This window comes from Psychrobacter sp. MES7-P7E (assembly GCF_002863645.1).
Lineage (GTDB): Bacteria > Pseudomonadota > Gammaproteobacteria > Pseudomonadales > Moraxellaceae > Psychrobacter.
The window spans coordinates 28,707-53,750 of the sequence record NZ_PJBU01000116.1 but is presented as its reverse complement, the minus strand read 5'-3'; the positions used below and the strand labels follow the sequence as shown (position 1 = coordinate 53,750).

General features: G+C 41.2%; 19 protein-coding genes. 7 read left to right on the top strand and 12 right to left on the bottom strand.

The window, feature by feature from the left end:
• Window positions 1-19: 19 nt before the first annotated feature.
• A complete protein-coding gene (locus tag CXF62_RS13900) occupies window positions 20-1,621 on the bottom strand; it encodes a transcription antitermination factor NusB (protein ID WP_102094848.1) in 1,602 nt (533 codons plus the stop codon).
• Window positions 1,622-1,696: 75 nt separating this feature from the next.
• Window positions 1,697-2,758 (bottom strand): methionyl-tRNA formyltransferase, encoded by a 1,062-nt coding sequence (fmt, locus tag CXF62_RS13895; protein WP_102094884.1) that lies wholly within the window; start codon window positions 2,756-2,758, stop codon window positions 1,697-1,699.
• A 327-nt stretch (window positions 2,759-3,085) separates the two neighbouring features.
• On the opposite strand from fmt, the gene CXF62_RS13890 reads away from it, so the two are divergent.
• Entirely contained in the window at window positions 3,086-5,842 is a 2,757-nt protein-coding gene (locus CXF62_RS13890) for a response regulator (RefSeq protein ID WP_102094847.1), read from the top strand.
• 105 nt (window positions 5,843-5,947) lie between these two features.
• Here the strand turns inward: CXF62_RS13890 and CXF62_RS13885 are convergent, their stop codons facing one another.
• The 8 genes from CXF62_RS13885 to rpmH all read right to left on the bottom strand — a co-directional run bounded on the left by CXF62_RS13885 (window position 5,948) and on the right by rpmH (window position 13,404).
• Window positions 5,948-6,622 (bottom strand): riboflavin synthase, encoded by a 675-nt coding sequence (locus CXF62_RS13885; RefSeq protein WP_102094846.1) that lies wholly within the window; start codon window positions 6,620-6,622, stop codon window positions 5,948-5,950.
• A gap of 432 nt (window positions 6,623-7,054) precedes the next feature.
• On the bottom strand, window positions 7,055-8,110 hold the full coding sequence (gene ribD, locus CXF62_RS13880) for a bifunctional diaminohydroxyphosphoribosylaminopyrimidine deaminase/5-amino-6-(5-phosphoribosylamino)uracil reductase RibD (RefSeq protein WP_102094845.1): 1,056 nt from the start codon (window positions 8,108-8,110) through the stop codon (window positions 7,055-7,057).
• 113 nt (window positions 8,111-8,223) lie between these two features.
• Window positions 8,224-8,682, bottom strand: a complete 459-nt coding sequence (gene nrdR, locus CXF62_RS13875) for a transcriptional regulator NrdR (RefSeq protein ID WP_057762240.1) — start codon at window positions 8,680-8,682, stop codon at window positions 8,224-8,226.
• A gap of 87 nt (window positions 8,683-8,769) precedes the next feature.
• Window positions 8,770-10,158 carry a tRNA uridine-5-carboxymethylaminomethyl(34) synthesis GTPase MnmE gene (gene mnmE / locus CXF62_RS13870; RefSeq protein WP_102094883.1) on the bottom strand — a complete coding sequence of 463 codons (1,389 nt, stop codon included), beginning with the start codon at window positions 10,156-10,158 and terminating at the stop codon, window positions 8,770-8,772.
• Window positions 10,159-10,438: 280 nt separating this feature from the next.
• The gene (yidC, locus tag CXF62_RS13865; protein WP_102094844.1) at window positions 10,439-12,121 is read right to left on the bottom strand and encodes a membrane protein insertase YidC; all 1,683 of its coding nucleotides are present in this window, start codon (window positions 12,119-12,121) and stop codon (window positions 10,439-10,441) included.
• A 215-nt stretch (window positions 12,122-12,336) separates the two neighbouring features.
• Window positions 12,337-12,717, bottom strand: a complete 381-nt coding sequence (yidD, locus tag CXF62_RS13860) for a membrane protein insertion efficiency factor YidD (protein WP_102094843.1) — start codon at window positions 12,715-12,717, stop codon at window positions 12,337-12,339.
• Between the two features lies 1 nt (window position 12,718).
• Window positions 12,719-13,090 (bottom strand): ribonuclease P protein component, encoded by a 372-nt coding sequence (gene rnpA, locus CXF62_RS13855; RefSeq protein ID WP_102094842.1) that lies wholly within the window; start codon window positions 13,088-13,090, stop codon window positions 12,719-12,721.
• 179 nt (window positions 13,091-13,269) lie between these two features.
• Window positions 13,270-13,404 (bottom strand): 50S ribosomal protein L34, encoded by a 135-nt coding sequence (rpmH, locus tag CXF62_RS13850; protein ID WP_007394757.1) that lies wholly within the window; start codon window positions 13,402-13,404, stop codon window positions 13,270-13,272.
• Window positions 13,405-13,995: 591 nt separating this feature from the next.
• On the opposite strand from rpmH, the gene dnaA reads away from it, so the two are divergent.
• The 5 genes from dnaA to CXF62_RS13825 all read left to right on the top strand — a co-directional run bounded on the left by dnaA (window position 13,996) and on the right by CXF62_RS13825 (window position 21,998).
• Window positions 13,996-15,435 carry a chromosomal replication initiator protein DnaA gene (gene dnaA / locus CXF62_RS13845; protein WP_102094841.1) on the top strand — a complete coding sequence of 480 codons (1,440 nt, stop codon included), beginning with the start codon at window positions 13,996-13,998 and terminating at the stop codon, window positions 15,433-15,435.
• 160 nt (window positions 15,436-15,595) lie between these two features.
• Complete coding sequence (gene dnaN / locus CXF62_RS13840; protein ID WP_102094840.1) at window positions 15,596-16,771, top strand: DNA polymerase III subunit beta; 1,176 nt, start codon at window positions 15,596-15,598, stop codon at window positions 16,769-16,771.
• A 138-nt stretch (window positions 16,772-16,909) separates the two neighbouring features.
• Window positions 16,910-18,121, top strand: coding sequence for a DNA replication/repair protein RecF (gene recF / locus CXF62_RS13835; RefSeq protein ID WP_102094839.1), 1,212 nt, complete (start codon window positions 16,910-16,912; stop codon window positions 18,119-18,121).
• 511 nt (window positions 18,122-18,632) lie between these two features.
• Window positions 18,633-21,248, top strand: a complete 2,616-nt coding sequence (gene gyrB, locus CXF62_RS13830) for a DNA topoisomerase (ATP-hydrolyzing) subunit B (protein ID WP_102094838.1) — start codon at window positions 18,633-18,635, stop codon at window positions 21,246-21,248.
• Between the two features lie 126 nt (window positions 21,249-21,374).
• A complete protein-coding gene (locus CXF62_RS13825; protein ID WP_102094837.1) occupies window positions 21,375-21,998 on the top strand; it encodes a manganese efflux pump MntP in 624 nt (207 codons plus the stop codon).
• 106 nt (window positions 21,999-22,104) lie between these two features.
• On the opposite strand, the gene rlmF is transcribed toward CXF62_RS13825, so the two are convergent.
• Window positions 22,105-23,142: a 23S rRNA (adenine(1618)-N(6))-methyltransferase RlmF gene (gene rlmF / locus CXF62_RS13820; RefSeq protein ID WP_102094836.1), complete on the bottom strand. Its 1,038-nt coding sequence runs from the start codon at window positions 23,140-23,142 to the stop codon at window positions 22,105-22,107.
• An 87-nt stretch (window positions 23,143-23,229) separates the two neighbouring features.
• Window positions 23,230-23,985, bottom strand: coding sequence for a LysE family translocator (locus CXF62_RS13815; RefSeq protein ID WP_102094835.1), 756 nt, complete (start codon window positions 23,983-23,985; stop codon window positions 23,230-23,232).
• Window positions 23,986-24,214: 229 nt separating this feature from the next.
• Here CXF62_RS13815 and CXF62_RS13810 point away from each other — a divergent pair, with 229 nt between their 5' ends.
• Entirely contained in the window at window positions 24,215-25,015 is an 801-nt protein-coding gene (locus CXF62_RS13810) for a crotonase/enoyl-CoA hydratase family protein (protein WP_102094834.1), read from the top strand.
• Window positions 25,016-25,044 lie beyond the last annotated feature (29 nt).

Here is a 25,044-nt window from a genome sequence, read left to right as displayed (position 1 = left end):
TTCAATAGTTAAAAATGGTTTATTCAGCAGTTTTTTGTAGCAATGCATAATAAAAACCATCGCCACTCGCGCTATCAATCGGTAAGCACTGACGACCGATCGCTTGTTCGATGCCCCATTTGCAATCGTCGGTAAACTCAATCACTACCGCATCATTATGATGAGTAATAAAGTCCTGCATTTGCTCGACGTTTTCTTGCTTTAAGATAGAACATGTCACATACAACAGATAACCACCAGCTTTGAGTTGTGGCCATAAATTATGCAAGATGTCTGCTTGTAGCAGCGCTGTTTGCTCGATATCTTCTTCGGTACGCAAGATACTGATATCTGGATGACGGCGAATCACGCCAGTCGCAGTACAAGGAGAGTCCAATAATATCGCATCAAATACGGGTTCATTTGTCGCCGCTTTTTTATTTTTTCCATGCTGCCATCTGGTCGCATCTGCACAGACGATATTAAGTGCAATGCTGTTATCTGCTTGCTGCAAATCATGCTGACTTAAATTTAGGCGCTGTAAATTCTCACGAATACGCTCGATACGTGGTGCTTCGTTATCGATAGCTGTTACTTTGATGTTGGTATTTTCAGGCGACGTTTCAGATGACATCCCATTGTTATCTTGTTTCACGTGAAACAACGATGACTGGTCGTTAGCACTTATAAGCTCTAACCAATGAGCAAGCTTACCACCAGGGGCTGCACAAGCATCTAGAATATGTATCTCTTTCCTAACACTATCACTGTCAGTATCGTCAGCACTTTTACTTTCAACGCTGAGCTTAGCCATCAATGCTTGATTAATAATAGGTGCAGCTAACTGAGCATGCATATCTTGAACGCTAGCTGTTCCTAAAGCAAAATCAGGCAAAGCGTTAACGGCAGTGCTTTGATGTAGTCTAAGACCTTTGGTTGATAGCGTGGTGGAAGTGGCAGACCCTGATGAGTTTGCTACCTTAAAACCAGTCGTTAGCTCAACGATATCTGCATCAATTTCTGCGCCATCCAATGCATGCTGATAATCCTCTACCGAAGTAACCGCCGAATTCACTCGTAAAAACATCGGGGCTGGTTGGCGCAAGCCTTGTGTCAGCTCATCATACTGTTCGCTCCAATCTTGTTTAAGCTGATAAGCGAGCCAATTCGGTAGACTATGCTTTTTATCGCATTTCTTACGGAATTTGCTTGGATTCTTGGCGACTTTACGCAAAATAGCATTTACTAAACCAGTCGAATGAGCGAACTCAATTTCTTTGGCAGCTTCAACGGTTTCATGAATTGCAGCATGGTCAGCCACTTCTAAATATAGCAACTGTACTAAGCCGACTTGAATAGTGGTACGCACTTCAACTTCGTCGATAGGGTTGTCTGCTAAGCTATCGAGCAAACGTGCCAGCGCATGCCACTGGCGCAATGTCGTGAGCAGTAACGCATGAGCAAAGCCTTTATCGCCATCGTGCAGACTATTCAGTAACGGGTCAAGGACGCTTGAGAGCGACTGACCATTTTGAATAGCCAGTAAGGTACGAATCACACGCACGCGTACGCTGCCATTCATAATAAGATTGCTTGATGGTTTGAGCTTATTGTTTCTAGGCGCAGTACTGTTTTGTCTCATTAAATTTCATTTCCTTGACGTATGATCGATAGCGTCTTGTGCAAGTAGGTTAAATATAAGTAAAAGTTATTTTGATTATGACGTAAATTGATCGCCGTCATTTAATTGGTTGCCGTGGCAAACTTGTTCAGCAGTCATCGGCTTACCACCCGCAAACTGTAAATGGGTAATGGCTAAAGTGGTGGCTGACGATTCAGCGTCACTCTCTTTACCACAAGCGACTAAGATCGCTTTTCGTCCGACACTGATGACAGTTCCAGCAGGCTCATTGGTTTGCTGCGATGTATTTACAGGCAAGCTAGCCAACACTTTGACACGTTGCCCCGCCAAAAAAGTATAAGCACCTGGCCATGGTGTCAGCCCTCGAATTTGGCGTTCAATAGCGGCAGCAGGCTGCGACCAATCAACTTCGCCTTCGGTTTTGACCAGCTTTTCAGCGTAGTTGGCTTGACTATCATCTTGAGCGATAGCTTGAGCTTGATAAGCAGCTAAATCTTTTAGCACCGTACTAATGGCTGTCGCACCAAGTGCAGCCATCTTATCATGTAGGCTAGCAGCGGTATCATCAGAGGCAATACTTTCGCTAACTTTATAAAGCATGTCACCCGTATCAAGACCTTTGTCCATCTGCATAATGGTAATGCCGGTCTCATCGTCTCCGGCCAAGAGTGCTCGATGGATAGGTGCAGCACCGCGCCAGCGTGGCAACAGTGAAGCGTGAATATTCAAGCAACCATGAGTAGGCGTCTCTAATACACCGATAGGTAAAATCAATCCGTAAGCGGCGACAATCATCACATCTGGTTGGTAGGTGCGCAGGGTTTGCCTAGCAGCTAGCCCTTCTGCACTAGACTTTTTAAAAGTGACTGGTTGCTCTACAGCGATATCATGTGCCAATGCAACTTCTTTTACCGCAGATGCTGACAGCTTTTGACCACGACCTGCTTTACGATCAGGCTGCGTATAAACAGCAACTATCTCTATATTCAGCGCTTCTTGCTGATTAATTAACGATTCAAGGCTAATAGCAGCGAATTCAGGTGTACCCGCAAATACTACCCTTAATCGGTTAGTAGTTGGGTTATCATGGTCAGTAAGCGAGTTAGATGTATCAAAGGTAGGAGCAGTTGTAGTCATAATCATGCATTATATAAGGTTTATTTGTTCATTATAGGTGAGTTTACGGCGCAGTGCCATGATTGTAATGACCTCACTTCATGATAACCAATGACATTATTTGCCTTTATAATATCAAGGACATCGAACGTTCTATTTATATCTTTTACAAAACAATTTGGTGTTAATAACCACTCTCTGTAAACAGTAAGCCGTTATTCTGCTATAAATAGAAGGTAACACTAAAAATTTTAGACAATTCAACTGTCGTATAATTCACCTACTATATGTAGAAACCTCATTTTTATTTCACTATATTCTTTCGTGTCGAGATAGGGCCACGCTTTCATGCAACAGTTTCAGTCCTTACAGCGCTTATTGATTTTCTATACCTTGTCTCTCACGGTTATGTTACTGCTGTACTATGTCACACTGTTTGATGGGATAAAAAAACATAGTGAGCAACATAGCATAGATACTTTTTATTCCCTACAGCACAGTATTATTGAGCATGCAGCACCTGTAGATAGTGAAATAAAAAAAATCTTAGAACAACCTACTTTTGATCAACTGAGTTATCAGCTGATTTTGATGATGCCTTCTGGGCAAACCTATATTCATCATAATACTCGTCCTAATGAATCTGCTTTTTCTACCGTTGCTTTCCCTACCATCGGTACATCAGCTTCTAGCAGCAGCGACCATAGCTCCTATACAGTTAATAGCAATGAACTAACAGGAATCATTACTCTAAAAAGCGGACATCAGATTTATATCGTATTACGCCATGAACCTTTTGTTGTCGACTGGATATCTTACCGTTATTGGCTCCCCTTGATGGTCGCCATCGTACTGTTCTTCATGGCATTGCTCTATATGCTCAATCGTCGAACCAACTGGGAACAGTTACTGGTTTATACGGATAATTTGAGTAGCCGCGCAAAAGAATCTTATACGCCGCCGCCATTTCTACAAAAGAAATCTACTACCGAGTTCATGCTGTTAGGTCATGCATTAAGTCGAGTCAGCTACCAACTACATAATGACTATCGGCGTATAAAAACATTGACTCATCGGTTAGAACGCTTGGTTGATCAAGCACCCTTACCAATGTTGATGAGTATACGACATGGTCAAATTAGCTTCTATAATCAACGCTTTGAGCAAGTATTTACCCCTCCTACACAGAGGGAACAGAGCTATGAGCTGACTGATTTCGTTGAAGGGAAAGATGAGGCCACTCAAATACTGTTAAAAACCATCTCAAGTTTACGCGTTACTCGCACACTGATAGTTTATGGCTTGGAGAATAAACAAGCCTACCAACTACACGTAACACCATGGTTCGGTGAACATGGGCAAGTTCATGGTTTTACTGTGATTTTTAATAATGTCGATGAGATTTTCCATCAATCTGAGCAATTACAGCTGCACAACCAACAACTGCAATTACAAATTGATGAATCAAACGAAGCCCAGGCATTTATAGGTCGTAAGTTAAGGTTACCACTAGAGAAGATAATTGATTCGTTGGAACCCATCGACCCTTCAACATTGACAGCTCAAGGCAAAAAAACTCTAAATACATTGATTACAACCAGTCAAAGCATGTTGACTGTGCTCAATGAGACGCTAGCAACAGAGGAAGTTGAAGTCAGAAAAACACGTCTAAGTATAGAAACGGTTGATATTTATAAGGTAAGCAAAGAGGTTAGCAATTTAGTCACAAAAGAAATAAGACAACAAGGGTTAGAATTGATCTATTTCTTTGCGCCAGACTGTCCTCGTTACATCGAAACTGATTACATTCGACTGCACCATATCCTATTAAACATGTTGAAAAACGCTATTAGCTTTACAACATCAGGCTATGTCGCGCTCACTGTTGATCGTGTACCTGAAGATAAAGTAACGCGAATAAGTAATCAGCATTTAACTCCTAACAATGACACGACAATGCCTGCGCAGACATCTTATTGGATTCGGTTTAGCGTAAAAGACACTGGAGCAACTATTACTCCTGAGAGAAAAAATCAATTAGTCAATATCTTGAATCAAAGCAATCATAACTTAGTTGAAGACAGTAATATTGGCTTGAGTGATGCCAATAGCTTTGCTCAGTTACTCGGCGGTTTTATCGAACTAAATAATACGGTGGATAAAGAAACGATATTTAGCCTCTACCTTCCTTATCCTCATGCCACTTATCAATCGGTATATCATCGTTGTTCGCAGCTGCCCCATATTCACCTTATCGCTGTCATCAATCAGCCTCTAGTTGCTGAACATTTACAACGTTTGTGCGAGTACTTAACGATATCCGTGACTATCTACAGCACTTTAGATAGAGCTACTGTACAGCAGCTAAAAAATAAATTAAAACAAGATGAGCAAACCGTCATTCCTATCTTGTTATTAGATTATGAATACAGCCAATCCATCACCTTATCAGCTCATGCGAGCAACAAGTATAGCGAGCAGCAAGAAGCATTAAATGACCTAGTCACTACGCCTTCACTACCAAAGATATTACTTAGCATGAAACTTGAAAGGCATATCCCTTCTACTTTACTAGGCCAGTATGATGGATTTTTGACCAAACCCTTGGACGCAAGTTTACTACTGTCTGAGCTACTACGCTTAACCTTGTTTGCAAGGAAAACGCTAAACATACTGGTCAAACATCAATATGACAGCAGTTCATCTTTTATGGAAGAAGAGATACCTAAGAAAGAAATCTTGTCTCCACTGATTTTGGTGGTAGAGGACAGTCCTACTAACCAAAAGATAGCCTGTAAGATGTTAAGTAAGCTTGGTTATCGTAGTATTGTCGCAGAAGATGGACAGCAAGCACTCGAGAAACTCAAAAGCCAACGTGAAGAGATTTCTTTGATTTTGATGGACTGCAGAATGCCCGTTATGGATGGCTTACAAGCCACACAAGCGATTCGCTCGCAAGGTGATAAAATACCGATTGTGGCGCTAACTGCAAATAATACAGAAGAAGATCGCGAGGCTTGTATGCAAGTTGGTATGGACGAGTTTTTATCCAAACCCATTAGTAAGAAAGACTTAGAATCCGTTTTGCAGAGTTTTATACAATAAATCTCTAGTGCAAATAAAAAACACCCTATCGATATCATTTAATCAAAATAATATCGATAGGGTCGAAAACTTGGTACGAGGATAATATTTCGGTAAGCTTAATTATTATTTCATAAACCCATTATCGGCCAAAAATGTTTCTGTGATTTGGCTTTGCGGGCTTGATGCATTCATACCGCCAGATTGAGATTTATTTAGTAGACGTTCTAGATAACGAGCAACGATATCTACTTCAATATTAACTTTGTTACCTACTAACCAATGCTTAGCGATATTCGTCACTTGAGCAGTATGCGGAATGATATTTAGAGAGACAATATTGTCACGCACTAAATTGGTCGTCAGACTAATACCATCTACTGTAATAGAGCCTTTGGTCGCTGTATAGTGCGCTAGCTCTTGCGGTATCTCAATCTCAATATAGATAGAACGAGCATCTTGTTGTAATTTACTAACGATCCCTACGCCATCTACATGACCAGCGACAATATGACCACCAAAACGAGTTGTCGGTAGCATGGCCTTTTCTAGATTGACCGTATGTCCTGCTTTTAACCCTTCTAATGCTGTTCTAGCAATCGTTTCACGTGAGACATCAACAGAGTAGTAGTTGCTTCCGAGCTCCACCACGGTTAAACAAATACCATTTGATGCAATAGAATCGCCTAGCTTCACGTCACTGAAATCCAAGTCATCAGACTCTACTGTCAAACGTATGTCACCGCCTGTCGCCTGCATCGATTTAATTTTTCCAACGCTTTCTATAATTCCAGTAAACATATTATCCTCATCTCATTACTGAATTGCCTTCATAGGCGAATATTTTAGTTTATCAAATCAGCTATCAATTCTTTATCACAATTTGTTCAAATAGATGACAGTGAAACATCGTTAGACTTGACCTTTAATAGGATAGATTGTGGATAAGTAGGGATAAATCAATAGAGGTATAGCTAGAACCCGCTATAAATACATAGTTATCCACAATAAATAAAAATTTCACATCAAACCTATTTACTTATGAATAGACTTTTAAGGTATTGATTTATATAAGCATTTATTAAAATAATCAAGATATTAACATCTTTTGTGTTTCATGTGGAACAAAGTTATACACAGTTCCATGTGAAACACGTAAAACGAATAACTAATTTATCCACATTTTGGGATTATTATCAGAACTCATGGAAAACATACTTATTTGAAAGATATTTATAAAGGTAATAAGGTTAATTTGAGATCTGGACCAAGCTGCTGATGACTTTCTATATCAAACCGTAATTGCTGAGCAAGGAACATAGGATTGAAATCAACCATTGGCCGAGCGTCATCACCAAGTAAACAAGGTGCTTGATACACGATTAACTCATCTACCAACTGTTGACTCAAAAAACTACCTGCAACGCTAGCACCTGCTTCCACCAACACGTCATAGCATTGATGCTCACTGACTAACTTTACTAACAACGCTGGTAAATCGTCTTCATGCCAATAGATAGTATCTGGATGCTGACACAGCTGATACTCAGACTGTAGACTTCGCTTTAAACGCTGACGCCTATCAAGTATGACTATCTTAGGGTTAGGTATTTTCTCAGGTGGTACGTCCAGTTGTCTTGAGCGCACATTGAGCTGTGGGTTATCAGTTATTACAGTTTCACTACCTGTAATAATCGCGCCACTTTGTGCTCGTAGTTTTTGTACATCTTCGCGAGCAGCTGTCGAGGTAATCCACTTTGATTCACCAGATGCCATCGCTGTACGGCCGTCTAAACTGGTCGCTATTTTCAATCGTACATAGGGCATCTGAGTGCGCATAGCTTTTAGAAACCCACGGTTTAGTGCCTCTGCCTGCTCTGTCAGGACACCGACCGTTACCTCAATACCAGCTTGCTCTAATAGTTTCACACCGCGACCTGCGACCTGCGGATTTGGATCCAGACCTGCAATCACAACGCGCTTTACCTTAGCGGCAACAAGCGCCAATGCACATGGCGGCGTACGTCCCGTATGACTACATGGCTCTAATGTAACGTAAGCAGTTGCCCCTGCTGCCTGTGTACCAGCCTCTTTCAGCGCAAACACTTCTGCATGTGGCTCACCAGCTTTAGGGTGAAACCCTTGACCAACAATCTGCTCTGCCTGAACAATAACGCAGCCCACTGCAGGATTCGGTCTAGTAGTATACAAACCGCGCTTCGCTTGTTCGATAGCAAGCATCATAAAGTAGCGGTCTTGAGCATCTTGAGCATGGCTTTGAGTAGACATAAGGCTAGGCTTAATAAATGATTAAGGGTTCTATATAAGAAAATAAGGTTTGAAAGCTGATTGGTAATTAGAAATTACTTATCAACTAAGGATTACTTAAAAGCTTGCTTCACTTACTTCTCATTTGGACGAATATTGGCAATTTCTTGATGGAATGCATCGATATCTTGAAAGTCGCGATACACGCTAGCAAAGCGTACATAGGCGACATCATCCAAAGTTTTGAGTTCACTCATGATGATTTCACCCAAGACTTTACTACTGATTTCTCGCTCACCCATCTGCCTAACACGCTTTTCAATACGACTAATCATCGCCTCTTGTTCATCGATAGTGATAGGACGCTTTTGTAAAGGTAGTAAAATAGAACGGCGCAGCTTTTCATTGTCATAAGGTTCAATCTTGTTGCTTGATTTGATAATCCTTGGCATGACAACTTCTACCATCTCAAAAGTCGTAAAACGTTCTTGGCAGCTGTTACACGAACGGCGTCGACGCACTTGTGCACCTTCCGCAGCAAGACGTGAGTCAATAACCTTGGTCTCTGACGCATTACAGTACGGACAGTGCATAGCATTTCCTTATTTTACGATTGAGAATAAGAGCAGTATTTCCAAAATAGCTAATTTTATTAAAAAATAAAGAATACCGTTTATCAGTTATTTACCAATACAAAAGCTGCCGAATATCTTACCCAATAAGTCATCAGCACTAAACTCACCTGTGATTTCACCCAAGCTCTGTTGGGCCTGACGTAAACTATCAGCAACCAACTCACCTGCTTCAAATACGGTTAATTGTTCATGTGCTTCTGCCAAGAAATTAGCTGTCCGTCTAAGCGCGTCTAAATGTCTGGTACGAGCAATTAAACTGTTTTCTGGTGGATGAAAGCCTACTTTCTCACATAGTGCTTCAACTAAATCATCAATACCAATACCTGTTTCACATGAAACATTGACTTGCTGATAACCTCTTTTCTTGATCTCAGCTTGAGTCTTAGCAGCACTTTCTTCTCTATCATTATTGCTCAATAAGTCGCTTTTATTAGCAATGATTAGTAAGCGTTTAGCTTCTGGTAACTCACCAAATAACTGTTCAGCAAGCTGTAACGGTGTACTTTCTTCTTCAACATCGCGAGTCACATCGTAGACCATCAGTAGCATATCAGCTTGCGTGATGGCAGTACGGGCACGCTCAATTCCGATACGTTCCACAGTGTCTTCTGTCTCGCGTAGGCCTGCTGTGTCGGTCAGATGTAGTGTCAAACCATTGAGCACAACTGTCTCTTGCAGCGTATCACGTGTAGTACCAGCGACATCAGTCACGATAGCACGCTCTTGTCCTGCAAGACGGTTGAGCAAGCTAGATTTACCTGCGTTTGGCCTACCTGCTAGCACGACATGGATACCATCGCGCAAAAGCTGACCTTGCTTTGCCGTTGATAAAACTTGTTGTATCTTATCTTGCGTCTGCTCAAGTTTGCTTTGTATGACGCCATCAGACAAAAAGTCCACATCCTCTTCATCAGGGAAATCAATCGCTGCTTCGACATGTAAACGAAGGTGAATGAGTTGTTCTAGTAGCTGGTTAATTTTTTGTGAAAACTCACCGCTTAGAGAACGAATCGCACTACTGGCCGCGGCAGCACTAGTCGCATCAATCGCATCAGCGATCGCTTCGGCCTGTACCAAGTCCAATTTATCGTTATCAAAGGCACGGTAAGAGAACTCTCCTGCACTCGCTTGCTTGGCACCTAGCTCAAAAACTCGTGCAAGCAACTGGTTTTGCAAAATAACACCACCATGCCCTTGTAGCTCAATAACGTCCTCACCTGTGAATGAATGCGGACCTTTGAAAAACAAGACCAATCCCTCATCGATGACAGTGCCATCAGCTTGATAAAAACGACAAAAGCTGGCCATCCGCGGCGTAAAAGCAGACTTACCTGTTAAAGCACATGCCATATCGTAAGCACGGCTGCCTGATAGACGTATGACACCCACACCCCCTCGCCCGAGCGGCGTTGCAATCGCAGCAATTGTAGCCAATCCAGATGTATTAGACTTTTCAGAAGAATTAGGTACGGCTAATGCTGTCTCTAAGGAATCCACAATGACTCTCAATGTTTAAAAGCTCCATTATAGACGTCTGGACTCATACTGACAAAGCAAACTTTGAAAGGTAGCCGCATCAGACATATTTTCGTTTTAATATTTATAAACTATGGATAATGTTGATAAGCTGTGGATAACATTTACCACTTATACACCACCTATAAAAAAACCACCGCTTGCGCGATGGTTTTTTATATTTCTAAAAAAGAACTAATTAATCGACTACTTTTACCGTACGACGCTTCTGCTCTTCATCGACTTTCTTATTAACGATATATTGCTGAGTCATACTAAACAAGTTGTTGACTGTCCAATATAAAACCAAACCTGCTGGGAAGAACAACATGAACGCAGTAAAGATAATCGGCAAGAACTTCATGACTTTTGCTTGCATCGGATCTGCTGGCTGCGGGTTCAACTGCTGCTGTACAAACATCGACGCACCCATTAGCAATGGTAAGATAAACCATGGGTCCATCGCTGATAGATCTTGAATCCACAAAATCCATGGTGCATGACGCAGCTCAACACTCTCTACCAACACCCAATATAAAGCTAAGAAAATAGGCATCTGCATCAAGATTGGTAGACAACCTGCCATCGGATTGACTTTTTCTTCTTTGTATATCGCCATCATTTCTTGCGACATTTTCATCCGATCATCGCCATGCTCTTCTTTAAGCACTTTAAGTCTTGGTGCAATGGCACGCATTTTAGCCATCGAGTAGTAGCTCTTATTAGAGAACCACATCAAGGCAATTTTTACTAAGATAGTCAGTAAAATAATTGACCACCCCCAGTTACCAACAACCTTATGCACACCTTCCAAGATAGCAAATAAGACCTTTGATATTGGCCACAGCAGACCATAATCAACTGTTTTGTTAAGGCCTACCGCAACGTCTTTTAGCTCAGACTGAACTTTTGGACCTGCATACAGTGTTGCATTTAAAGTAACTTGTTTGTTTGGTGCTACGTTCACTGGTTGACTATTGAAGCCAATAAAGTAATCACTACCTGTTTCACGTGTAAAGAATTTGCCAGTGAAATTTTCAGGTGTCCAAGCAGATACAAAGTAATGCTGTACGATACCAACCCAGCCTTTATCGCTAGTCGTCGTCAACTCACCATCACTAAAGTCGCCAAATTTCAGCTTATTATAAGGATCATCTGGTGTACCCCAAGCGCCGCCTAGATAAGTCGCCATGCTCAGCGCGCCTTTATCAGACATACCAGGGTCTTTACTATCATCACGCTTTAATTGCGCAAACATCTGACCTTGCCAAGCATTGGTAGACGCGTTTTGGATCTGATAACTAATATCGATTGGATATTTATTTTCAGTGAAAGTGAAAGTCTTGGTGATCGTCACGCCGTCTTTTTTGTAAGTAAGCGGCACTGACAACGTTTGCTGTCCATCTTCCATCACATAATTGTTAGCAGTATGGCTATAAGTCGCTCTACCTTCTGCTGTATCAATACCGTTCTGACCAATAAGTCCAGATTGAGCCACATACACACGGTTACTATTGTTTTCTAACAATACGAAAGGCTTATCGCTATCGAGCGTTGCGTCATACTGCTTTAGCGCAGCATAAACAATATCACCACCTTCTGGATTGATTTTTATATCATAGCGATCAGTTGTTACCGTGATTAGACCAGCGTTTTTCGCAGGCGTCGCTGTCACAGCACTGTTATCCACAGGTAATGTCTGTACCGGGATATCACCTGCTGCACCAGTAGTAGAAGGAATGTCAGCACCTACCGAACTCGTAGTTTCTGGCACCGCATCTACAGCTGGAGCATCGGCATAATCATCTCGCCATGCCAAAATCAGCAGATAAGCGGTAATTAGCATCGCAATGATGATCATCACCCGAAATATCTTTTGCATAAACCTTTCCTAGATTAAAAAATTAGGGAATGAAAAATTAGGGCATGTGTCATGACTGACCTACACAGCTGTCCTGTCACATTGCAACTGAATTAGTAGTCATTTACATAAAATGTGCATCATTTTACTAAAAATCTGTCTCAAATGATACCAAGAGTGTGGATAACTTGTGGGTAACTCAACAGAGTATCTATCTGAGACTAAAGAGGTCAACTTTATGTTGATTTCATCAAATAATTAAGCTGTGAAACATAGCTAGTATTGTCTCGATAGACACCCAAACCCTGAAGGTTGATATTTAGTACATCACTAAAAGATATATATTGATAACTATAGGAAGCTAAGGGTAAGGGTACAAAGTCTATACCGTGCCCACCTAAAGGGTGACACCTACTAAGACGTTTTAACAACAACCAACCACCCTTACAGGCACCATGCCATGTTAAAGCTTGTTTGCCATAATTTGAGCATGTCGGATAATAGCGACAACGAGCAGGTATTACAGGACTAACTATTTTTTGATAAAAAACAATAAAATCAAAAAATACTTTATAGAAAAATTTATTTATATTTTTTATTTTTAATAAAATATTCATTTTATTTTTTTTCTATTTTTTTAAAGATATTAATTATTTGATTTTTTAATTCTTCATTATCTATATCTTTAATAGATTTTTTGACAATAAAAACAATATCTTTATTTTCCATTTTAAAAGCTTTGGTACGGAACTCTTCACGCACATATCTTTTGATTAGATTACGAGCGACAGCAGTAGGGACTTTACGCTTGGTAATAGCCATACCGACTCGCGGCTGTGCATGCTCGTTAGCACGTACAAAAGCCATTAAATGACTCTGATGAATCTTGCGCTCAGGTGCGTCAAATACCTCACGAAAGGCTGCAGGAGTAAGCAGGCGTTGCTGTTTAGTGAAACTAGCTGCAGGTGTATCTGATAGAGTATTGGACATAGTACAACCTAGTAGAATAACGATAGGAGAAATAATAACAAATTATAGAGACAAAAAAAGCGCCGATGTAGGCGCTTTTAATATATGGCTAAGTATCAGTTGTGATGATTGACTATCGCAATCTATAAACAATAAGAACACAACAAGCACTATTAGCCATGCTTATCGCAATCTACTGATTATACAGTAAGGCGATGACGTCCTTTAGCGCGGCGACGAGCTAAGACCTGACGGCCTTTTTTAGTTGCCATACGAGCACGGAAACCGTGAGTACGTTTACGCTTGATCACGCTTGGTTGGAATGTACGTTTCATAACTCACCTATCAAAATAATGGACTAAATTCGTAATAACGGAGGATTATACCATTCAGTATAGTTTTGGTCAATAAACTAATTTGCTTTGTCCCTAAATAGGAAATACCTCATACGAACTTAGTAGAGATATTTCCTTAAAAACTTATTTCTAGTAATCAAATTTTATAGTTATATATTCTATAATTTACAAGGTTATCCACAGCTAGACTGAAATACTATAATAATAATTAATTAATATAAATATAGTATTGTTATTATTGGGACCATGATTATCTGTGGTTAAGTCCATTTTCCTTTTTATTATCAAATTACTAGACTATGGGTAAGCCTGTGGATAAACTGTGGGTTAAATATGGATAACTAACTTATAAAAGTTATACACAAAATTATCCACAGTCTTATCCACAAAAAAACGAGGTTTTATCCACAGGGTATCTGTGTTAAATTAGGCGCTACTTGATATACACCTTCGTATAGGGTGCTAGTACGAACTCTTTGGTTAGTTGTTACGTGTAATATCGAGGCTTAGGTAGCAAGTTATATTGCTAAAAAATAACTATTATTTCAGATCACAAGGTCAGTACTTTTCATGATAGACACAGCAAATATTTGGGATAAATGTCTAAACGATTTGCGTTACAACGTCAAAGACAACGTGTTTACTATGTGGCTGAGACCTCTGTCAGCTCATCAAGAAGCGCAAACTTTGATTATTCTTGCTCCCAATGATTATTTTGTGACGTATATCAAGAAGAATCATCTTCAAGATATTCAGCAGTTGGTGACCAAACACAGTCAAGGTAGTATTGAAGAGGTCGTCGTACGTGTTGATAATGCTGGCCGCAATGCAGAAGATAATAGTCAATCAGGTTCTTTGTTTATAGAAGACGAGGTCTCCCCTACCCCATTCGAACATAAATTTGAATCTATTCATCATAACAACGCAAAAGCAGATATCGACGCGAACATGCGTCATAATGAGCCAGTTGAGTCTGCTGATACAAAATCATTAAGCTACCTGAACCCCGAATTTACTTTTGAAACCTTTGTTACAGGTAAGTCCAATAACTTGGCTTACAAGGCTTGTTATGAACTTGGTAAGCGCCAATCGAAAAATCGTCATAATCCTTTATTTATATACGGCCCTTCTGGATTGGGAAAAACCCATTTAATGCATTCTGTAGCTCATCGCTATTTAAAAAATAATCAAAGTTTTTATTATTTCACTTCTGAAAAATTTATAAATCAATTAGTTTATTCCTTAAGAAATAATAAAATAGAAGATTTTAAAAAGAAAATAAAAAAAGTAGATTTGTTAATTGTAGATGATATTCATGTATTGGCAGGAAAGACTAAAAGTAGTAATGAGTTTCTAACATTATTTGCAGATTTTACTAGTGGTGATAAACAACTTATTTTAGCCTCTGATCGACATCCCTCCCAAATGACAGAATTTGATGAACGATTTAGATCACGGTTTTCTTGGGGGTTAACAGTCGCTGTTGATCCTCCTGAGATTGATACTCGAGTACAAATTCTGCAGAAAAAAGCAGCCTCCTACGGTATGGTATTACCAAAGGAATGTGCGCTATTCATTGCGCAAAATGTGGTGTCTAATGTCAGACGTTTAGAAGGTGCCCTAAATCAGGTGTTTGCCAATGCTAACTTAACAGGGGCACAGATTACCCTTGAGATGGTGCAATACGCACTAAAAGACATCGTTGCGATGCGTGTGCAGGCAGTGAATATGGATAACATCCGTAAGGTAGTGGCTGAGTACTATGATGTCACGGTCAAAGATATTATGGGGCGCAAACGTACGCGTAGTATTGCAAGACCACGTCAAATAGCGATGGCTTTGTCGCGTGAATTAACAGGCGATAGCTTCCCTGAAATTGGTCAGTCGTTCGGTGGACGCGACCATACGACGGTGATGCATGCTTGTGATAAAGTAAATGAGTTGAGAGCAGCAGATCCTGCATTTGATAAGGATTATAAAACCCTAGCTCTGATGTTACAGGCAGGATAAAAGCGCTAGATATCGTTGTATTCTAGTAGATACAGATGGTTTATAATATCGAAAATATAAGTCCACAGATGCTTTGTAGATTATCGTCAGCAGACAAGGTATTATTAAGTCATTACGACAAATTTTTATAAAAGAATCATTCAAATAAGAGTAACTAAGCATGCAATTATCGATCAATCGAGAATCGTTACTAAAAGCTATCAACTTGATCGCCAAAGCCGCTGATAAACGCCACAATATGGTTATATTGGGTAATATGAAGCTACAGCTATCAGACTCCGAGCTTATCTTAACAGCGTCAGATTTAGAGGTAGAGCTGACATCGACATTGAAATTGCCTGCTGGTGCTTGTGTTGAAGCAGGTACAACGACGCTTCCTGCAACCAAGCTAAAAGATATTTGTAAATCGCTACCAGCGCAGGCGCAAGTTAATCTAGCAACTCAGGTAAATGAGCGTTGCTTGTTAACTAGTGGTAAGAGTCGTTTTACATTAGGAACATTGCCAAGCGAAGACTATCCGAGCTTGGGTAACCCTGAAAATATCACACCTCTGACCATTAGCCGTAATCGTCTGACAGATTTGATTCATAAAACGCAGTTTGCAATGGCGATTCAAGATGTACGCTACTACTTAACAGGTATGCTCTTTGACGTTTCACAGCAGCAACTGACAACGGTAGCAACAGATGGCCATAGATTGGCATTAGCCCGTAGTGTGATCAATGTAAGCGCAGATCTCAATATGCAGGCTATCTTGCCACGTAAGGCAGTGATCGAACTTGAGCGTTTGGCTTCTGAGCTTGGTAAAATGTTGGGTGATCAGGACAACGCAGTTACTCTGAGCTTCGGTCGAGAGTTTTTACAAGTAAGTTTGCCATTTGGTGATGTAGATAGTGCAGGGCAGGTCAGCCAAGATCTAATGGTAACATTTACCGCACGTTTAATTGATGGTAAGTTCCCTGATTATCGCCGTGTGATGCCAAGCAATACTGACAAGCTGGCTTTATTCAGTCAGGAAAAAATGACAGATGTTCTACGTCGTGTTGCCATCTTGAGTAATGAAAAATCTCGTGGTGTGATTTTTAATTTTGCTAGCGATGGTATGGTAGAAGTACGTGCTAATAATGCTGAGCAGGATGAAGCAGTCGAGATGATACAAGCTAAGTATCAAGGTGAGCCAATGGAGTTGTCATTTAATGCTGCTTATCTGCAAGATGTATTAGGCGTCATCCAAGGCGATTTGCAAATGCATATGAGTCAATCGAATGCCTCTGTATTGGTCAATCAACTAAATGATGAATTCCATCAGTATGTCATTATGCCAATGCGTATATAGTGAGTTTTTCTTTGGAAATAAACAAAATTGAATAGAACTAGTATGTTTCAAAGGGTTTTGTTTTCAATACTCAGTATTGATTTTTAATAAACTTTTGACTGCTAAATAAGTAGGCTTTAATGGGCGGCTATCGATACTATGATTGAACGTCTACAAATATCCCATCTTAGAAACCTTACTCAAATTAGTTTAGAGCCTGCTGCCTGCAACATCATTATCGGTGCAAATGGCAGTGGTAAAACCTCGTTGCTTGAAGCTATATTCTTGTTATCAAGAGGTAAGAGCTTTCGTCATCACCAGCCTAAACGTTATATCCAACATCATCAAAATAACACGACTGTTCATGCTAAGCTCAATGATAGTCGTACTTTAGCTATTCAAAAGCAAGCAGATGCTACGACCATCTTACGCCTCAATCAAACCACTGTTTATAACCAAAGTATCTTGACAGAGCAGCTACCTACATTGCTGATAGATCCATCGACGATGGATATGTTGGAGCAGGGAAGTGCGAGCCGTCGACAGCTGCTAGATTGGCTAGTGTTTCACATGAAACAAGGGTTTCATCCACAATGGATGGCTTATCAACGCCTACTGAAACAGCGCAATAGTTTGCTAAAGAGGACTCGTCATTTAACCCAAGTACAGCTTTCTGAGCTGAAATCATGGGATAAAGGGTTGAGTAACCATGCTGCTTTGATTCATCATTATCGCGAGCAAGTATTTACTGAATGGCAGCCTTATTTTGCCAAGAGTATTTTACAGCTATTGCCTTCTTACGCTGAGCAACTGAGCCTAAGCTATAACGCTGGTTATGACACCAGTGTCGCGCTAGATGTGCAGCTTAATGAGCGGTTAGAGCAGGATTTGCAATTGGGATATACTCGTATAGGCAATCATCGTGCTGATATTCATGTGCATTGGCGTTCTAATGAGTCTGTAAACGATCAAACGACAGATCACAGAACAGCAGCTTCAGCAAATAGTATCCAAACCAAATTACCGACTTTAAAAGAGCAGGCAGCAAATGTATTGTCTCGCGGTGAAAAGAAACTGCTCATTACTGCACTGCGCCTATCGCAGCTACCACTGTTGCTAAACGATAAAGAGAGCAGTGACTCACTCAATGATGATTTATCATCGAAAGCAACCCCTGTTGTGCTTCTAGATGATATCACTGCAGAACTAGATGATAGAGCTATAGAAATACTGCTATCGACCCTAGCTCAACTCCCTTGCCAAGTATTTATGACCAGTCTAACAGACGATATTTTACCTTTAGTTAATGAACTTTGGTCACAACCAAATACGTTTCACGTGAAACAAGGAAAAATCTCATTTACTAACTAATATTTCATTCTTCTGCTTATACTTTTGATGATTACCCATCTACTTTAACTTCTCATTATTCAATACACTAGCCACTACTATCTGTCCTGACAGTTACTATGTTAAGACGACCTTTCACAGACCGTAAAACTCTCAGTAAACAGTGACTTAGAAGCAAAAAAATGTTAAAATAACCCTTTATTTTTGTCCTGTGCTCAGCAATTTATTTGATAGCATCATAGAAAAGATTTCTATTTTTCAATTATTCATAAATGTTTGATAAATTTGTATTTTATTTATTTCAATAGTTTTAACAAAGGTTAGAAAAACAAAGACTATTACTAATAAATAATTTACTAATTTTATCTCTGTGCGGCCTTTTTTGAGGCTACCGGTGGTTAGTGGTTTAGCTGCTCATATGCACTTTAGATTATGAATAATAGACGTTAATTCTAAGATGCCACTATGTAGCGGACTTTTTATAAGTGCGCTAATCGTAAATGGCTGATTATGGCTAGATTAAGGAATGTACATGAGTGATTCATTACCTATTGACCACGAGCAATTGATAGACGACAGTGCTACTGAAGCCACCGTGCCTACTGTAGTTTCAGAAGTATTGCCTTCTGATTATAGTTCTAAAGATATTCGCGTATTGCGTGGGTTAGAGGCCGTACGTGTGCGTCCTGGTATGTATATCGGCGATACCGATGATGGCACAGGCTTGCATCATATGGTCTTTGAGGTAGTGGATAACTCTATCGATGAGGCGCTTGCTGGTCACTGTGATCAGATTGATATCGTTATTCACGAAGATGAATCTGTCAGTGTGATGGATAACGGTCGCGGTGTGCCTGTTGATATTCATCCAGAAGAGGGTGTATCAGCGGCGCAGGTTATTATGACGGTCTTGCATGCAGGTGGTAAGTTCGATGACAATAGCTATAAAGTGTCAGGTGGCTTGCACGGTGTGGGGGTATCAGTAGTTAATGCTCTATCTCAAAAACTTGAGATGAATATCTGGCGCGAAGGCTATCATTATCATCAAACTTATACTGATGGTGTACCTGATAGCGATATCCAACAGATGGAAGCCACCGATCAGACGGGCACACAAATCCGTTTTTATCCTAGTAGTGATGTGTTCACTGGTACGATTTTTGAGTACGATATCTTGGCAAAACGCTTACGTGAGCTGTCATTTTTGAACTCTGGTGTGCGTATTGTTTTGACTGATGAGCGTATTGATAAGCGCCATGAGTTTGAGCATAAAGGTGGCTTGCTAGAGTTTGTTAGTTACATCAATGCTGGTAAAGACGGTATCAATGAAGTATTCCATTTTACCAGTCAGCAAGATGACGGTATCAGCGTAGAAGTTGCGCTACAGTGGTCAGATACATATAACGAAAAAGTGCTATGTTTTACCAACAATATCCCGCAAAAAGATGGTGGTACTCACTTATCAGGTTTCAGATCAGCACTGACACGTGGCTTAAATAGCTATATGGATCGCGAGAACTTGTTTAAGAAGGAAAAAGTAGCTGCAACTGGTGATGATGCTCGTGAAGGTTTAACGGCAATCGTCTCTGTTAAAGTACCAGATCCAAAGTTCTCAAGCCAGACGAAAGATAAGCTAGTATCAAGCGAAGTAAAATCTGCTGTCGAATCTGCGATGCACGATAAATTTAACGATTATCTATTAGAAAATCCAAGTGCTGGTAAAGCCATTGCTAATAAAATTATGGAAGCAGCGCGTGCACGTGATGCGGCTCGTAAAGCACGTGAAATGACACGTCGCAAGACCACTTTGGATATTGCAGGTCTGCCTGGCAAGTTGGCTGATTGCCAAGAAAAAGATCCAGTATTATCTGAACTATACATTGTGGAGGGTGACTCTGCAGGTGGGTCAGCTAAACAAGGTCGTAGCCGTAAAACGCAAGCAATCTTGCCACTAAAAGGTAAGATTCTAAACGTCGAGCGTGCTCGTTTTGACAAGATGTTATCATCTGCTGAAGTGGGTAACCTGATTACGGCATTAGGTTGTGGTATTGGTCCTGATGAGTATAATCCTGACAAAGTACGCTACCACAAAATCATCATCATGACCGATGCCGATGTTGATGGATCGCATATTCGTACGTTGTTATTGACGTTCTTCTTCCGTCAAACACCTGAATTGATCGAGCGTGGTTATGTATATATTGCTCAGCCACCGCTATACAAAGTGAAAAAAGGTCGTCAAGAGTTATACCTAAAAGATGATGAAGCGCTTAAAGCGTATCTATTGTCTTCAACGATTGATAATACCAAGCTACATATCAGTGCCGATGCGCCTGCGATTACTGGTCAAGCACTTGAGACACTGCTTAATGACTATAACCAAACTCAGTTGATCAAAGCACGTCTGCAGATTCGTTTCCCAGCGGTGATTTTGGACGCATTGACGCATACGCCAAAACTTAATACTGACATGACTTATGATGAGTCTGCCATGCAGGATTGGAAAGCAGCGATGCAGACTAAGCTAGATCACTTCGGTAGCGATCTAAGCCCTGAGATTGAATTGGTTAATATCCACGCGCCGCAGCCAAAAAATATGGACGCAGCCGCAGCAGATCTATTGGGTATGACGCCAGTAGTAGGTACTGAGGAAGGCGAAGCGTCAGATAGTGAGGCTTTATCTACCAAGGCACAGTGGCTACCACGCGTCACAGTATACGTGCATCAACTGGCGCATCATTATCTGCTAGATGCTAGCTTCATCAACTCTGGTGAGTATAGCAAGTTGCTACGTTTATCAAGCGAATGGAATACGTTGCTTGAGAGCGATGCCTTTATCCGCCGTGAAGCGTCTGCGGGAACGACTAAAGACATCCCAGTACGCGACTTCGATTACCTATGGCAACAAATGATGCTGGATGCGCGTCGTGGTTTAGCTATCCAGCGTTACAAAGGGCTAGGCGAGATGAACGCTGATCAGCTATGGGATACAACGATGGATCCTGAAAATCGTCGTATGCTACGCGTCACTATCGAAGATGCTATCGCCGCTGACCATATGTTTACTTGCTTGATGGGTGATCACGTTGAACCGCGTCGTATCTTCATTGAAGAGAATGCGCTAACAGTATCGAACTTAGATATCTAAATTTGAAACTGGTTACTGACAATTTATAAAAATACCGCTTTGATATTCAAGGCGGTATTTTTGTTTCACGTGAAACTCATTTGTTAGCGTTTCTATTACCTAATAATTATAATTTGTGGGAATCAAATGGTTGAAGTAATTTTACTCGCTATTGCTTTAGCGATGGATGCGTTTGCAGTGTCGATAGGGTTGGGTGCTAAGGCTCAAAAATACAGTCATCAATATGTACTGCGCTTGGCTATCTATGCTGCGCTTTACTTTGGTATTGCTCAAGGTGTCATGCCGCTTATCGGATATTTATTGGGTGCGGCAATGTTGGGTTGGTTGGCCGCTGCTGCACCTTGGATTGGCGGCACTATTTTGATTGCTCTAGGTGGGAAAATGCTTTACGAAGTGTTTACTGCTGATGAGTCGGATGATGACAGTGATGATCTGGACGTCAATGATGTTGCTATTAACACTGGTAGCGACACAGTAATAGCCACGAGTAAGCATGGACATATCAATCATCGCACTATGTTTACGTTAGCGGTTGCAACCAGTATTGATGCAATGGCAGCAGGGTTTACGCTGAATTTATTGGCACTGAACGCGTGGTTAGCTTGCTTTATTATCGCTATAGTAACCGCTATATTTGGCTGGCTCGGGGTCTATTTGGGACGTCGCTCAGGCACATGGCTAGAAGATAAAGCTGAAGCATTGGGCGGTATCGTGCTTATTGCGATTGGTCTAAAAGTAATGTTTTTTTAGCTAATTTAGTTTTTTACTGAGTATTTATACAAAAGCACCGCTTTGAATATCAAAACGGTGCTTTTTTGTTTCACGTGAAACTCAAGTTAGTAGTTTTGCTTAGTGGTTACTCTTCGTCACTGTCAAAGCGCCAAGCTAGTACGCGAGTGCTTTTTTGACCTTGGCTCATTTCGATGATACGCATTTGAGCGACGTTTAGCTGCTTTAATAATAATTGCAATGGCTTAACGTTTTCAGATTTTGATACTAAGGTTGTGAACCAACCAACGTGTTCTGCAAAGCTCTGACTTTCTTTTGCCATCTTGGTCAGGAAGGCAATCTCGCCACCTTCACTCCATAGCTCTTTGTGCTGACCGCCAAAGTTTAGGTTTTGCGCAGCGTTGCCTGATTTGGTTGAGCTACGGCTGATTTGCTCGCTTTCATTTTTACCACGATGGCGCTGCAAATTGTGCTGCTTGCGGCTATTGGCTTCCATCGCTTCTTCTAATGAAGCATGAAACGGAGGGTTACAAACCACGACGTCAAAATAATCTTGACGACCAATGATGTTTTTAAAGATAAATTTAGGCTCAGGCTGTAGCTTTACCTTGACCGCACTCTTTAGCTTTGGATTGGCTTCACAAATCAGCGCTGCGGTATTGACAGAGATGGGGTCAATGTCGCTTGCTGTAAAGCGCCAGCCATAGCTCTGACTACCAACGATAGGATAGATAGCACTGGCACCAGTACCGATATCAAGAGCATGAATTTCTTTACCCGTTGGCGGTGTGTTATCAGCGTTTACGTGAGTGGTTTGCGCCAATAAATCTGCGATGTAGTGAATATAATCGGCACGTCCAGGAATAGGCGGGCATAGATAGCCTTCAGGAATGTCCCAGAATTTAACCCCGTAATAGTTCGCTAACAGTGCTTTATTTAACACGCGAACAGCCTGATGATCCGAGAAGTTAATCGTCGACTCACCTTTAGGGTTGGTAATGGTATGGTCAGCAAGCTCGGGTAAGGCACGAGTCAATACCGCAAAGTCATAACGACCTTGGTGCGGGTTGCGTGGGTGCAGCTGACCGAGTTTTTTCGCGGTCGCAGGAGATCTGTTTCTGTGTTTACTATTTGCAGGGTTACGGGTCATGGGCTTACTTGTCATAATGTCAGGCTACGATATATGGATATAAGTAACCAGTGTAGCAGATTTCGCAGGTTGCTAATTGTTTATCCGCGCTTTATCGGTCGCTTATCGGTGACGCAATATCAAGTTAAGCCCTAATACGATCATCGCAGTACCCAATACGCGGTCGATCCAATGCTCAAACCTTTGGAAGCGTCGATGTACCGCAGGGATAGAGAGTAGCATGACGACCGTACTAAACCACGCCATCTGTAACACCATCATCCATACGCCATAAATAGCCAATTGCCACAGCGGTATGTCAGGTGACAATACGAGTGTGAATATCGCCACAAAATACACGGGCGCTTTTGGATTGAATACATTACAAAAAAAGCCACGGCGCATGGTGGCAAACGTTGATTCGTTATTGCTAGGCGATTTTTCGATAGTGGTTTCTTTGGTTGTAGGTATAGTTTGACTAGTGAGCGTATCTTGTGGAACGTGAGCACTTGAACTTACTTGTGGTTCTGCTTTTTCTAAAGCATGTGTTTTTTCAAAAATATGAGCTGTGTCTAAATCCGCTGGTTTTTTAGGCTTAGCTTGGATACCTTGCCAACCTAAGTAAATTAGATAGCCGCCACCTAACCATTTAATAGTAGTCAATAAAGGCTGTGAATGAGCAATGACAGTCGCCAGTCCTAATACAGAATAGATAATATGGACGGCAAGACCCAAGGTAATACCGAAACTACAGATCAAACCAGTGCGTCGACCTTTTGCCAACGTCTGCTGTGAGACTAAGACAAAATCAGGACCAGGTGAGGCTGCAGCCAATAGATGAACGCTGGTGATGAGTAAAAAGCCGTGCCAAAATTCCATAAAATACTCTAAACAATACCTAGACCTGCATCATAGTTGCACTTATCGCAAATGAGGTCAACTTTTATCGATTTTTGCACTATGCGAGTCATCTCTATTGCTTGTGTTATAGAACAAGGGTGTCTATATTAAAGGTGACTTCTCACTCAATCTCTACCGATAAATTATTGAGAATTGATCATATAACCACTCATTATATGCCAATGATTACTTTAACAAGGATGGAACCATGACTACGGATAGTAACGCCACAGAGAACCGCATCACTTATAACACACAAGGCCATGTTTGCCTTGTCGGGCTAAACCGTGCCAACAAACGCAACGCCTTTGACAGTCATATGATTGCCCAACTGTCTGACGCCATGACTCGCTACGAGCAAGACGACAACTTACGCTGTGCATTAATATTTGCCCATGGAGATCACTTCACTGCTGGGCTAGATTTGGTAGAGCTACAAGACAAGCTAAACGATGGCGTGTTTGAGTTTAATGATGATCAAATCGACCCATGGGGCATTAGCGGGAAACTACGTACCAAACCCGTGGTCGTCGCGGTAAAAGGTACTTGCTTTACGGTAGCTATCGAGCTGATGCTAAATAGTGATGTGGTCATCGCTAGTGATAACTGCAACTTTGCTCAAATGGAAGTCCAGCGAGGCATTATGCCATTTGGCGGTGCGACGGTACGGTTTGTCGCAGCAGCAGGCTGGCAAAAAGCCATGCCGTATCTACTCACTGGTAAAGCATTTGATGCGCAAACGGCCGATAGGATGAATTTGGTCAGTGAAGTAGTAGCAAATGGGACTGAGTACGAGCGAGCATTGACGCTGGCGCAAGAGATATGTAAAGCTGCGCCTTTGGGTGTGAGAGGTGCATTGTCGTCAGCACAAGATGCTAGCCGTAATGGCGCAGCAACGGCATTGGCCAATATCCATAGCTATCTGCCGCCGCTGTTTCATTCAGAAGATGCGAAAGAAGGTGTGATAGCGATGGTTGAGAGACGTGAGGCTGAGTTTAAGGGGCGGTAGTTTTAGGAAAAATACTAAAAAATTATTAA